The 11,997-nt window shown below is 71.2% G+C and carries 11 protein-coding genes; 2 read left to right on the forward strand and 9 right to left on the reverse strand.

The genetic code is table 11. The features are described 5' to 3' along the window. Positions 1 to 7: 7 nt before the first annotated feature. From AB0K18_RS18265 to eccCa, 3 genes are read right to left on the reverse strand one after another with little or no spacing between them, the layout of a single operon-like run. The gene (locus AB0K18_RS18265; protein ID WP_364915279.1) at positions 8 to 1,096 is read right to left on the reverse strand and encodes a transglycosylase SLT domain-containing protein; all 1,089 of its coding nucleotides are present in this window, start codon (positions 1,094 to 1,096) and stop codon (positions 8 to 10) included. Continuing rightward, positions 1,093 to 1,425, reverse strand: a complete 333-nt coding sequence (locus AB0K18_RS18270; RefSeq protein ID WP_364915281.1) for a hypothetical protein — start codon at positions 1,423 to 1,425, stop codon at positions 1,093 to 1,095. Before AB0K18_RS18270 ends, AB0K18_RS18265 begins: the two co-directional genes overlap by 4 nt. Continuing rightward, a complete protein-coding gene (gene eccCa, locus AB0K18_RS18275; RefSeq protein WP_364915283.1) occupies positions 1,412 to 5,407 on the reverse strand; it encodes a type VII secretion protein EccCa in 3,996 nt (1,331 codons plus the stop codon). The genes AB0K18_RS18270 and eccCa overlap by 14 nt, the downstream gene beginning before the upstream one ends. A gap of 102 nt (positions 5,408 to 5,509) precedes the next feature. On the opposite strand from eccCa, the gene eccD reads away from it, so the two are divergent. Next, positions 5,510 to 6,979, forward strand: coding sequence for a type VII secretion integral membrane protein EccD (gene eccD, locus AB0K18_RS18280; protein ID WP_364915285.1), 1,470 nt, complete (start codon positions 5,510 to 5,512; stop codon positions 6,977 to 6,979). Between the two features lie 25 nt (positions 6,980 to 7,004). Then, positions 7,005 to 7,448, forward strand: coding sequence for a YbaB/EbfC family nucleoid-associated protein (locus AB0K18_RS18285; protein WP_364915287.1), 444 nt, complete (start codon positions 7,005 to 7,007; stop codon positions 7,446 to 7,448). A 31-nt stretch (positions 7,449 to 7,479) separates the two neighbouring features. On the opposite strand, the gene AB0K18_RS18290 is transcribed toward AB0K18_RS18285, so the two are convergent. The 6 genes from AB0K18_RS18290 to AB0K18_RS18315 are packed head-to-tail and all read right to left on the reverse strand — an operon-like array spanning position 7,480 to position 11,890. Continuing rightward, on the reverse strand, positions 7,480 to 8,904 hold the full coding sequence (locus AB0K18_RS18290) for a hypothetical protein (protein ID WP_364915289.1): 1,425 nt from the start codon (positions 8,902 to 8,904) through the stop codon (positions 7,480 to 7,482). 19 nt (positions 8,905 to 8,923) lie between these two features. Next, entirely contained in the window at positions 8,924 to 9,334 is a 411-nt protein-coding gene (locus AB0K18_RS18295; protein ID WP_364915291.1) for a hypothetical protein, read from the reverse strand. Continuing rightward, complete coding sequence (locus AB0K18_RS18300) at positions 9,331 to 10,821, reverse strand: hypothetical protein (protein WP_364915293.1); 1,491 nt, start codon at positions 10,819 to 10,821, stop codon at positions 9,331 to 9,333. The genes AB0K18_RS18295 and AB0K18_RS18300 overlap by 4 nt, the downstream gene beginning before the upstream one ends. Continuing rightward, positions 10,821 to 11,180: a hypothetical protein gene (locus tag AB0K18_RS18305; RefSeq protein ID WP_364915295.1), complete on the reverse strand. Its 360-nt coding sequence runs from the start codon at positions 11,178 to 11,180 to the stop codon at positions 10,821 to 10,823. Before AB0K18_RS18305 ends, AB0K18_RS18300 begins: the two co-directional genes overlap by 1 nt. Before the next feature lie 40 nt (positions 11,181 to 11,220). Further along, positions 11,221 to 11,532: a WXG100 family type VII secretion target gene (locus AB0K18_RS18310; protein WP_345396304.1), complete on the reverse strand. Its 312-nt coding sequence runs from the start codon at positions 11,530 to 11,532 to the stop codon at positions 11,221 to 11,223. A gap of 19 nt (positions 11,533 to 11,551) precedes the next feature. Beyond that, entirely contained in the window at positions 11,552 to 11,890 is a 339-nt protein-coding gene (locus AB0K18_RS18315; protein WP_355411184.1) for a WXG100 family type VII secretion target, read from the reverse strand. Positions 11,891 to 11,997: the final 107 nt, after the last annotated feature.

The raw sequence follows: 11,997 nt of genomic DNA on the forward strand, positions 1-11,997 counted from the left end.
GTCCGCGTCAGTAGCCGACGTAGGTCGTGCCGACGAGGCCGGGCACGTTCGAGACGGAGCCGTAGCGGGAGATCGCGTACCGGACGCCGGCGATGATGTTGTCCACCGGATCGTAGATGTCGCGGTGCCCGTCCATGGCGTAGGCGTTGAACGTGGGGTCGATCGTCTGCATGAGGCCCTTGGACGGGGTGCCGTTGGCCGCGTTGGAGTCCCAGGTGTTGATGGCGTGCGGGTTCCCGCCGGACTCGTGCTGGATGATCCGCCAGATGTCGTCGACGTTCATCTTGGAGGCGGGCACGCCGGCGTCGGCGAGGATCTTCACGGCCTCCTCGATCCACGCCTTGACCCGCTCGGGCGGCGCCGTCGCACCGCCGGACGGTGGCGCGCCGCTGGGGCCGTAACCGCCGAAGCCGCCGGAAGGCGCGCCGGCGCCGAGCTCCTTGCCGCGCCCGCCCTGCACGGAGGTGCCCTCCGTCTGGTAGTCGGGGTCGGGCACCCAGTCGAGCTTGCGCCCCTTCTCGGGGGTGAAGGTCTGGGTGGTCACGTCCGGGATGGCGTGGAAGGTCAGCCGGCGGTTCTTCAGGTGCTCGTCGATGTTCTTCTTGGCCTTGGAGACGGCCGTCTCGGCGGCGTCCACCCACGGCTTGGCGTCCTTCTTGGCCTGCTCCACCAGCGCGGCGAGCCCGGGCCGCACGTCCGCCTCGGTGGCGTCGGGGTGCTCGTTCATGTACCGGGTGCGGTAGCTCGCGGCGTTCGTGCTGAGGTCGCGGCAGATCGAGGAGATCTCGGTGTGCGACTCGCGCAGCGCGGACGCGGCGGACTCGAGCGCGGCGGCGCAGTCGTTCAGTGCCGTCTTGAGGCTCTCGGCGGCGGTGCCGTACTTGCGCATGTAGTCGTCGAAGCTCTTGGCCGAGCGGCCGTTCCAGGCGGCGTCCACGTTCCTGACCGCAGAGGACAGCGCTCCGGCGAACTCGGCGATGTCGCCCGACGACGCCGTCCACTGCTCGGCGATCTTGTCGATTCCGCCGGGCTTGCCGGTCACCTTGCGGAGCATCTCGTCGAGCGCGGCGCCGCCCGGCAGGTGCGCGACGCTCACGACGTGGCCCGGTGGGCCGCGCGGATGTTCTCCTCGACGTCGCTCAGGCCGCGCTCGGTGCCCTGGAGCTTCTTGCGCGCCTCGTCCATCTCGCCGATGAGCGCCGACCAGACGCTGTTCGCCGCCGACGCGAGCTCCGCCGAGCCGGGCAGGTGGCCGAACGTGTCGGCGCTGACCGGGGTGCGATTGTTGCGCACCTCACCGTCCGCGTCGTACGTCAGCTCGCCGGGATTGCGCTCGGTCAGCGTCTCCTGGTACTGGCCCGCCGCCTTCTTGATGGCGGTGCGGCACCGGTCGAGCGCGGAGAGATGGATGTCAAGGTCGGCCAAGGTCGGTCCCCCTTTCTGCGTCCAGGAACGCCGTCTGCATCAGGCGCGAGCCGTAGCGGCGGTCCACCAGGTGCCCGCGGCCGGGCGGGAGCGGCTGCGGGCGTACGTTGCCGAACAGGTAACCCTCGTCCTTGCTGCCCGACATGAGCAGCGCGGGCGTCGCCATGTCCTTCAGCCGCTGGATGACCGGGTCGAACATGGCCCGGCTGGCGCCGCCCATCTGGCGCGACAGCACCAGGTGCAGGCCGATGTCGCGGGCCTGCGGCAGCAGGTCGACCAGCGGGTGCAGCGGGTTGGCCGAGGTGGCGACGAGGTCGTAGTCGTCCACGATGAGGTACAGGTCGGAGCCCTGCCACCAGCTCCTGTCGCGCAGCTGCTCGGGCGTCAGGTCGGCCGGAGGGAGGCGGCTGAGCAGCGCCTCCTTGGCGTCGTTGATGAGGCTGGCGGCGGCGGCGCTGGAGGCGGCGTAGCCGATGCGGTGCGGGGTGACGGCCGAGTCGAGCAGCGAGCGCCGGTAGTCGATCACGATCAGCATCGCCTCGCTGGGCTCCTTCCTGCTGACCAGGCCCTCGGAGATGAGCCGCAGCAGGTTGGACTTGCCGCTCTCGTTCTCGCCGAACACCACGAAGTGCGGGTCGGAGTCGAAGTCGAGCGCCATCGGCGACAGCGACGCCTCGTCGATGCCGATCGGGATGCGGTCGGGGTCCTCGGGCAGTGCCGAGACCGGCAGGACGGCGGGCAGCAGCCGTACGGGCGGCGCGACCGGGCCCTGCCACGACTCGCGTACGGCCTGCACCAGCGCCCTGACCCCGGCGGCCAGGTCGGAGGAGTTCTGGACCCCGTCGATCCTGGGCAGCGCCGACAGGAAGTGGAAGCCGTCCTTGGTCAGGCCGCGGCCCGGCGTGCTCTCCGGCACCGCCATCGCCTGCTTCCTGCTGACCTCCGACTCGTACGCGTCGCCCAGCTTCAGCTCGATCTTGGTGCCGAACAGGTCGCGGATGCTGGGCCGGAACTCCGACCACTTGTTGGTCGCGGCCACCAGGTGGATGCCGTAGCCGAGGCCGCGGCCCGCGATGTCGGTGATGGTCGGCTCCAGCGAGTCGAACTCCTGCCTGAGCGTCAGCCAGCCGTCCACGACCAGGAACACGTCGCCCCAGCCGTCGCCCTCGATCGTGCCCTCCTGGAGCATGCGGCGGTAGGCGGCCATCGACTCGATGCCCTGCTCGCCGAACTCGCGCTCGCGCCGCTCCAGGATGCCGGCGATCTCGGCGACCGTACGCCGGACCCGCTCGCCGTCGAGCCGGGTGGCCACGCTGCCGACGTGCGGCAGGCCCTCCAGCGAGGCGAGCGCGCCACCACCGAAGTCGAGGCAGTAGAACTGCACCTCGCGCGGGGTGTGCATGAGCGCCATGCCGGTCACCAGGGTGCGGACCACGGTGCTCTTGCCGCTCTGCGTGCCGCCCGCCACGCCGACGTGTCCCGCCGCGCCGGAGATGTCCAGCCAGTACGGGTCGCGCCGCTGCTCGAACGGCTTGTCCACGATGCCGACGACGGCGTGCAGCTTGCCACGCCCCTGCCAGCCGGTCGTGGACAGGCCGTGCTCGGGGGTGACGGACAGCGGCGGCAGCAGGTGGGCCAGCGTGGGCGGCTCGGACAGCGGCGGCAGCCAGATGCGGTGCGCGGCCGGGCCGTGCCCGGACAGGCGGGAGACGACGACGTCGAGCAGGCTGCGCTGACCGGCGGCCGCCGGCTCCGGCTCCTCGTCCTCCTCGGGCTCCTCCGGCTCGGGGATCTCGGGCAGCGGCAGGTAGGCGGGGCCGTACTCGACGACCTCGCGGATCGGGGCCTGGCCGTCGGCGGCGCCCGACGTGGCGGGGTCGGACTGGTGGGCGCCCGACACGTACGCGGCCTTGAACCTGGTCATGCCGGTCGTGTCGAACTTCAGGTAGCCGTTGCCCGGCGCGGACGGCAGCTCGTACGCGTCCGCCACGCCCAGCACGACCCGGCTCTCCATAGCCGAGAACGTGCGCAGGCCGATCCGGTACGACAGGTGCGTGTCCAGGCCGCGCAGCCGCCCCTCCTCAAGCCGCTGCGAGGCGAGCAGCAGGTGCACGCCCAGCGAGCGGCCCAGCCGGCCGATCATCACGAACAGGTCGATGAACTCCGGCTTGGCCGCCAGCAGCTCGCTGAACTCGTCCAGCACGATGAACAGCGTCGGCATCGGCCGCAGGTCGGCGCCCTGCTCGCGGGCCCGCTCGTAGTCGCGCAGCGAGGCGTAGTTGCCGGCCGCGCGCAGCAGCTCCTGGCGCCGCACCATCTCGCCGTGCAGCGCGTCGTGCATGCGGTCGACCAGCGGCAGCTCGTCTTCGAGGTTGGTGATGACGGCCGAGACGTGCGAGAGCGTCTCCAGGCCGAGGAACGTCGCGCCGCCCTTGAAGTCGACGAGCACGAAGTTGAGTATCTCGGACGAGTGCGTGACCGCCAGGCCGAGCACGAGCGTGCGCAGCAGCTCCGACTTGCCGGAGCCGGTGGCGCCGATGACCAGCCCGTGCGGGCCCATGCCGCCCTGCGCCGACTCCTTGATGTCCAGCTCGACCACGCGGCCGTCGGCGCCGAGCCCGATCGGCACCCGCAGCCGGTTGCGCCCCGCCCTCGGCTGCCAGGTGACGGCGGGTTGCAGCACCGCGGGGTCGCCGACGCCGAGCAGGTCGGTGAGCGTCATGCTGCTGCCCAGCACGTCCTGGGCGTCGCCGTCGGAGCCGGCCGAGGCCCGCAGCGGCGCGAGCTGCCTGGCCAGCCCCTCGGCCCTGGCGTAGTCGAGCCGGTCGGGGTCGCCCAGCCGGGTCGTGGAGCGCTTGCCCGCGTGGTCGAGCTTCACCATGTGGAAGCCGTCGGGCTGGATGTCCAGCCGCAGCGTGGCGGCCTCCTCGACCGGTCCCGTCGCGTCCGACAGGTCGATGACGGTGACGCCCTGGATGGCGTCGGTGCCGAGCTGAGAGTCGTGCGGCACGTGCCCGCCGTCCACGATCACCACGTGGTACGGCAGCGCGTCGGCCGCCGTGTTCGGCCGGAACCTGGCCCGCTCCTTCAGCTCGTCGCCCACGAGCTGGTCGAGGTGGATCATGTTCTCGGCCATGAGCCGCACCTTGCCCGCCGCGTCCACCTCGTCGGGGTGCAGCGCGTGCGGCAGCCACTTCACCCAGTCCCAGTGCGGCATCCACTCGCCGCTCGCGCACACCAGCACCCGCATGTCGTCGGGGGAGTGGAAGGTGACCAGCTGCGCGATCATGGCCCTGACCAGCGAGCGCATCGCCCGCTGGTCGCCGGTGAGCCGGATCCTGGCGAACGAGTTGAGCGCCACCGCGACCGGCAGCCCGGCCACCGTGGAGTGCGCCCTGACGAAGCGGCGCAGCGCGCCCGCGGTCAGCGCGTCGAGGTCCTCGACGGGCTTGGTGTCGGGCGGGACGAGCTGCACGGCCAGCTTCTGCACGCCGGTGCCGAGCCGTACGGTGCCGAAGTCGTCGTCGCGCGGCCTGCGCTCCCACAGGCGCGGGCCCATCGCCACCCACCACAGCGTGTCGGGTGCCGGGCCGCTCCACTCCAGGGCCTCGCGCTGCTGGATCGCGGCCTTGCGGACGCGCTTGCGGATCTGGCCCAGGTAGCGGAAGTAGTCGCGGCGCAGGCCGTTCAGCCGGTTCTTGCGCTCGCCCGAGTTGCGGCCGAGCTGGCCGACCGTCATGCCGAGCATGGAGACCGCGAACAGGCCGCTGGCCACGTACATGATGGGGTTGGAGTTGCCGCCCGCGGTGAACATCAGGCCCATGGCGGCGCCGCCGGCCAGCATGGGCACGTACATCAGGATTCCGGTGAGTCCGGCCGGCTGCACCTCTGGGATCTCGGGCGGCGACTCCAGCAGGATCTCTCCGCGCGGTGGCTGAGGACTCGGGCGGCGTTCCGGCCGCCGTACGACAACGATGCTCACTGGGCGGACAACCCTCCTGTCACCTGAGACACTTTCTTACCAGACACACCGTCCCTATATGTTCGCCATGTCGGATTTAGCCAGCCAGTCATTGGAGTGGTCGTGACCTCCCTCGCCCACCAGCCGATGCAGCCGATGCAGCCCATACCGCCCGCGCCCCCCGCCGGGCAGGGCGGGCAGCCGCGGCCGCACATGCCGCTGGCGCCGTTGTGCCACGTCACGATCGTCGCGCCGCGCCGCAGGGTGGACCTGGCGCTGCCGGCCGACGTACCGCTGCCGCACGTTCTGCCCGGCCTGCTGCGCGCGGTCGGCGAGGCGGGCGGCGACGCGGCGGGCGCGCCGGGATGGGTGCTGCAGCGGCTCGGCGGGGCGCCGTTCGACCTCGGGCAGACGCTGACCGCGCTGGGCGTGCTGGACGGCGAGATCCTCTACCTGCGCCCGCGCGAGGCCCAGCTGCCGCCCGCGCTCTACGACGACGTGGCCGACGTGGTCGCCACCGGCGTCTCGGAGAACACCGGCAAGTGGGAGGGCCGCCACACCAGGACGCTGGGCGCGGGGGCCGCCTCCGTGCTGCTCGTGCTCGGCGTCCCCGCGCTGGCCCTGTCGGGCAGCGAGCCGCTCGGCGTGACCGTCGTGGCGGGCATGCTCGCGCTGCTGCTGATCGGCGTCAGCGCGGCCCTGTCCAGGGCCGTGGGCGACTCCTCGGCCGGCGCCCTGATCGGTTACGCGGCGCTCCCGTACGCCTTCCTCGCGGGCCTGTACGGCCTCATGAGCGGCTCCACGCTGGCCGGGGTCGGCGCACCCCACCTGCTGGCCGCCCTGACGTGTACGGCGCTGGTGGCCACGATCGGCGGCACGGTCGTCGCCGACGGCGTGGCCGGCTTCCTCGGCACCGCCATCGCGACCGTGGCGGGCGCGATCGCGGCCGGCATGGTGATGGTGTTCGGCGTGCCAGCCGCGGGCACCGCCGCGATGACCGTGACCGTGCTCATCGCGCTCAGCCCGCTCATCCCCACGCTGTCGTTCAAGATCGCCAGAGTGCCGCTGCCTCCGCTGCCCACCAACGCCGACGAGCTGCGCGCCGACAACCAGCGCATCGACAGCGACGGCATCCTCGCCCGCACCGCCCAGGCCAGCAGGTACGCCACCGGCATGGTGGCCGGCATCGCCATGACCGCGATCGGCGCGCTCGCCTTCCTGGTCGCCGAGCCCGGCTGGATGTCCGGCTCGATGGCCGCCGTGCTCTGCCTGGTGCTGCTGCTGCGCGCCCGCGTCTTCGGCGGGCTCGGGCAGCGGCTCTGGCTGCTGTGCTCGGGGCTCGGGGGGCTGGGCACGATGGCCGTCATGCTCAGCGCGGGCTCGGGCACCGTGGCGGCGGCGGCCGTGGTGATGGCGCTGCTGTGGCTGTCGATGCTGGTCGTCGGGCTGGGGCTGTGGCTGCCGTCGGGGCGGCTGTCGCCGTTCTGGGGCCGGGCGGGCGAGATCGTGGACGTCATCCTGCTCGTCGCGCTGTTCCCGCTCGCGCTGGGCGTGCTCGACGTCTACGTCTGGATTCGCGGCCTGTCCGGCTGAGCACCGTACCGAGAGTTGGGAGAGCATGATGGATCGTGACTTCGACTTCAGCGGCGTCGACGTCGACGAGCTGCTGAAGAAGAACGAGGCCCAGATGGCCCGCATCGCCGAGCTGGGGCCCGCGATGGAGGAGATCGTCGGCACGGGGCAGGACGAGGACGGCCTGGTGACGGTGGAGTTCGTCGCCGCGGGGCTGAAGGACGTGATCCTGCATCCCAAGGCCATGCGCCTGTCCTCGGGCGAGCTGGCCGCGCGCATCAAGCAGGCGTTCACGGAGGCCGCCGCCGATCTGCAGCGGAAGACCTCGGAGGTGATGGAGGACCTGTTCGGCGAGGACAACCCGATGCGCTGGGCCGGTGACCCCAACGGCGCGATGGAGATGATCCATCGGGCCGAGTCCGCCTACAACCGCACCTTCGAGGACGTCATGGGCGAGCTGGTCCGCATCCGCAACCGGATGGAGGGCTGACCGGGTCCCTTCGCGGGACCCGGCCGGCTCCTCAGCCGAGCTTCTCCGGGCCGGGAGGCACCGGAGGCAACCAGATGTCGGTCTCGGAGTCGTAGTACTCCCTGACTTGCTCGCCGCTGTCGTCCTGTCCCTGCGCGCCGATGGCGCCCGGCGGGAAACCCACGAGGCCGGGACCGGAATGGCCGGTGCCGCGCAGCACGGCGGGGCTGGTGGCGGCGGACCCGCCGGCGCCGTACCAGGGGCCGCCGGCCGTGGGACCGCCGCCGGTGAACGGGGCGCCGCCGGGCGGCTGGGTGGTCGGCAGGACCCCTGGCGGCGTCGCGGTGTAGGGGTTCGGCGTCGTGGCGTACGGGTTCGGGGTGGTGGTCGTGGCCGGCGGCTGGGTCGTGGTCTGGGCCAGATCCGTCCCCGAGTCCTCGGCGGTGATGACGGGGGGCACGTCCTGCTGCTGGTCCTGGTCCTGGCCGCCCGGCTGGTCCTGCTGCGGGGTCTCCGTGCCCGGCTGCTGGCTCGCCGGGTCGTCGCCCGTGGACGGGTCGTCCTGGCCCTGCCCGCCCGGATCCTGCGGCTGGGTCGTGCCGTCACCCTGGTCGCCCTTGCCGGTGCCGTCGCCCTTGCCCGTGCCGTCTGAGCCGTCGCCGGTGCCGTCGGAGCCGGGTCCGGTGCCGTTGCCGGTCGAGCCTGAGCCGGTCCTGTCGCCGGAGCCCGCCGTGACGTCGGGATCGGACGTGCCGCCGTTCCAGCGCCCGTCGCCGTTGCCGTTGGACAGGTCGGTGACCGTGGGCGCGGTCAGCTTGTTCGCCGGCTGGGTGTCCACGGTCAGCGGGTTGATCGTCGGCATCTCGAACGCGAGCCCGTCGGCGATCCGCGCGTTGATGTCGGCGATCTCGTTGTTCAGGCTCTCCAGGTGCTTCCTGGCCCGCTCGTCGGCGTCGGCGTCCAGGGGGGCGTAGCCCGTGCGGCCGGAGCCACCGCCGTCGCCGCCGCCCTGGATCACCGGGGGCGCCGTCTCACCACTGGGTTCGCCGCTGGGCCCGCCGTTCGTCATGCCGCCGCCGGAGTTCTGCTCCGGGTTGCCCGCGGGGGCGGGCACGGTCGAGCGGTAGTGCCGGACCCGCTCGGCGTACTTCTGCATCGGCTCGCCGGTCTTCTGCATGGCCTCGCCCAGCGCTCCCGCGCTGGCGTGCAGCAGCCGCAGGGCCTTCAGCGCCTGCTTGGCGCCGTCGCCGCTCCAGACCTCGGACAGGTCCTTGGCCGCCTTCATCAGCGCGCCCTGGACACCGCCCTCGCCCTTGATCAGCTTGGCCGCCTCGACGTAGCTCTTGCCCGCCCTCTCGACGCTGTCCGGGTCGGCGCCGTTCAGATAGCTGACCACCCGCTCCCTGGTGACGCTCAGGTCCGGCCTGCTCTCACCGAGGTAGCTGTAGATCCTGATGGGCTCCCACTGATCGGCCATCTCTCATCCCTGCCGCTTCTCACGCACTGCTGTCGGCGTGACCCTTCTCGTAGTTCGAGACGGCCCGCTCGACCGCCTCCGCCCACTTCTCGACGTAGTCGACGAGCTTGGTGTAGCTGTCGCCGAACACCTCGTACGCGCGGGCGGTGTTGTAGCCGAAGCTGCTGGCCACCTCCCAGGGCCCGGTCTCGCCCGGCCCGACGTTGCCCAGCCCGGCCACCTCACCGACCGTGCCGGGGCCGCTCCAGGTGGCGCTCATGCTGGCCGGCTGGTTCCCGTACAGCGAGCCGAGCTGCTCGCGCAGCCGCGAGACGACGGCCCTGACCTCCGAGTGGTCGATGTACGGGCCGCGCCCGTCGTCCTCCAGCCCGGGGAAGTCCTTGGCCAGCTCCAGTTCGGGCACCGGAGAGCTGTTCTCAGCCGGTCTCATGCTCTGCCTTTCGTACCGCCGTCGATGTTGGCGTCGATGGTCGGCACGTCGCTGGTGAAGTAGTCCTCTTCGTCCCACACGTACGCGCTGCGCCCCATCTCGCTCCTTTTCTCCTCCTGCTTTTGGCCGCTCGGCGGGATCATCGGCACCATCGGGAGGCCGGCTCCGCCCAGCCCGCGCATGGCGGCCGCACCGGCCGGTCCGCCGAGGGCGCCGCCCACGGCGCCGTAACCACCGGCGCCGCCTCCGCCAGGGCCGCCGGCGTAGCCGGTGCCGATCCCGGTGGATGTGGGCGGGTTGAGGCCGGTGTTGGGGTTCGGGAGGCCGCCGAGCTGGGACGGGTCGGGCAGGCCGGCCAGCGTGGTGCCGCTCGGGGTGCCGGGGCCCTTGAGGTCGGCTCCGTCGACTCCGGTGCCGCTGGGGATGTTCGCGCCGTTGGTGGCGTCGAGCCCGGTGCCGTCCTGGCCCGCGCCGTCGAGGCCGGTGCCGCCGGGTCCCGCGCCGCCGGGTCCCGCGCCGTCGGAGCCGATGCCGTCGAGCCCGGTCCCGTTCTGGCCCGTGCCGTTCTGGCCCGTGCCGTTCTGGCCGTCGCCGAGGCCGCCCACGCCGCCGAGTCCGGGGATCTGGTGCTGGCTCGGGTCGTAGAGGCCGTCCTGGTTGGGCGGAGCGAACTCGCCCAGGTCAGTGTCCTTCGGGTTGTAACCGACGTTGCGGATGTCGGGGCCGGCGCCATAGGGCGTCTTGGGCATGTCGCCCGGACCCAGGCCGAACAGCGGGATGTCGGTCCGCAACTGGGCGGGGAAGACCTGGTTGTTCGCCGCGGTGGCCTGGCTGAGCAGCCGGATGTGCTCCTTGGCGAGCCGCCTGTCCTTCTCGTCCTTGGACTCGCCGACGAGGTTGGCGAAGGGCCCGTCGGTGAAGAGGGACGTGACGCCGCCCGCGACCGTGCCGAACACGGCGCCGATCACCGCGCCGGGTCCCGCGCCCACGCCGCCGAAGAACGCGCCGCCGATTGCACCCACGCCCGCTCCCGTCGTCCCTCCCTGGAAGGCGGCCTCCAGGAAGGAGACGTCTCTGTCGGGCGTCTCGGGCAGCTTGCTCCCGCTGTAGGCGGCCAGCGTGTGGGCCTGCAGCAGGAGGGCGGGGGCGACGCCTGAGGGGTTCGTGGGGCACTGCTTGGCGTCCGCGGGCTGGGCGCTGATCGTCGTGGAGACGTCGGCGGCCGAGTCGCGCAGCTTGCGCAGCGCCTTCTTGACGATCTTGGCGTCATCGCCCTCGGTCCAGCGCGCGTCCAGCGCCCGCAGGTGCTTGTCGAGCACCTCGACCAGGTTGTCGAGGCGCTTCTTGGCGGTCATCAGCTCACCCGCCGCCGTGCGGAGCAGCTCCGGCTTGTTGGCGGTGAGCGTCTCACGCACCAGCTGCGTGGTCGCGCCCTCGAACTCGGACTGATCGATCTGCGTCCTGATCGGTTGCTGTTGCTCGGCCATCAGACCCGCATCGTGTTCGAGCGCTCGGAGCTGTCCTTCTCGACCTCGTCGTAGCCGCCCACAGCCTCCTCCAGGAGGTCGATGGCGTTCTTCAGCTGCGTGACGATGTTGTCGTACGAGGTGGTGACCGCGGCGATGCCGTTGTTGGCGCTCGCCTGGAAACCCATCGCGGCCGGCCAGAATCCGTACATGGCCTGAGAGTCGGTGGTCAGTTGGTTGACGCCCCCTTGCGGCGCGAAGGCCGGCGACACGCCATCGCCGGCCTTCTCCGGGGCCAGCTGCTTGAGGGCCTCGAGCAGGTCTCTCCGTGCCGCCTTGATCGCTTCCTTGCTGAGGTCCACTCCACGATCGGTGCCCATGCTCCCCCTTTGTCAGGGCCCCGGCGAGATCGCCTGGGTCTTACTTGTGGTCGAAGATCCGGCTGTTGATCATCTCGACCTGCTGCATGTTCATGTTCGTGACGTTGATGTTCGACTTCAGCGCTTCCACGAACTGCGACATGTCCCTGGCCTCGAGCTCCCAGAGCTTGCGGACCTCGTCGAAGACGGTCTTGGTCTGGCCCTGCCAGATCGCGCTCTTGGCCAGCAGGTCGCGCTCGAGCTCGTCGAGGCAGGTGACCATGTCGTTGAACGCCTTGGCGAAGGCTTCCTCGCCCTTGCCCAGGCCCTGGAAATTGACCTTTGTGACGTCGAAGATGTCGTCTGCAGGCATGCTGTCCTCCTGGAGTGCGTCAGGTCCGGCCGTTGAATCCAGCGTTGATCGCGGCGGCGATCCTGTTGGTCGCCTCCTCGCGCTCCTGGTTGAACTGGACGTAGTTCCTGTTGCTCGTCGTGATGTTCTCGGCCAGGGTCTTCAGGCTCTGCAGCACCCTGTCCATGCGCTGGTGCCAGATCTTGTGCACGGCGTCGAACGCCGCCTCCGACTGGCCGACCCAGTTGTGCTTGAGTTCCACGCCCGCGGTGTCGAGGTTGCGCTGGATGGTACGCAGCCGGATGGCCGCGTCCTCGATACGCTGCACCGCCGCGACGAGATCGGCTTGGCTTACTTGAGTCTGCGGTTCGGCGCCCACAGGCTCTCCTTCCTTGCTGGTCGGCTTACTACCGCCGACCGCGCACTGTCGGCATGGTCGTCACAGTAGTGAACATCGATCACTAGGGTCGCACGTGATCACGTCAA

The organism is Nonomuraea sp. NPDC049421 (genome assembly GCF_040677005.1).
Lineage (GTDB): Bacteria > Actinomycetota > Actinomycetes > Streptosporangiales > Streptosporangiaceae > Nonomuraea > Nonomuraea salmonea.

What these genes read in the sequence shown, in the direction of transcription:
- AB0K18_RS18290 (WP_364915289.1), bottom strand. Translation starts at nt 8,904, where the DNA reads ATGGCCGATCAGTGGGAGCCCATCAGGATCTACAGCTACCTCGGTGAG.
- AB0K18_RS18295 (WP_364915291.1), bottom strand. Translation starts at nt 9,334, where the DNA reads ATGAGACCGGCTGAGAACAGCTCTCCGGTGCCCGAACTGGAGCTGGCC.
- AB0K18_RS18285 (WP_364915287.1), top strand. Translation starts at nt 7,005, where the DNA reads ATGATGGATCGTGACTTCGACTTCAGCGGCGTCGACGTCGACGAGCTG.
- AB0K18_RS18300 (WP_364915293.1), bottom strand. Translation starts at nt 10,821, where the DNA reads ATGGCCGAGCAACAGCAACCGATCAGGACGCAGATCGATCAGTCCGAG.
- AB0K18_RS18310 (WP_345396304.1), bottom strand. Translation starts at nt 11,532, where the DNA reads ATGCCTGCAGACGACATCTTCGACGTCACAAAGGTCAATTTCCAGGGC.
- AB0K18_RS18305 (WP_364915295.1), bottom strand. Translation starts at nt 11,180, where the DNA reads ATGGGCACCGATCGTGGAGTGGACCTCAGCAAGGAAGCGATCAAGGCG.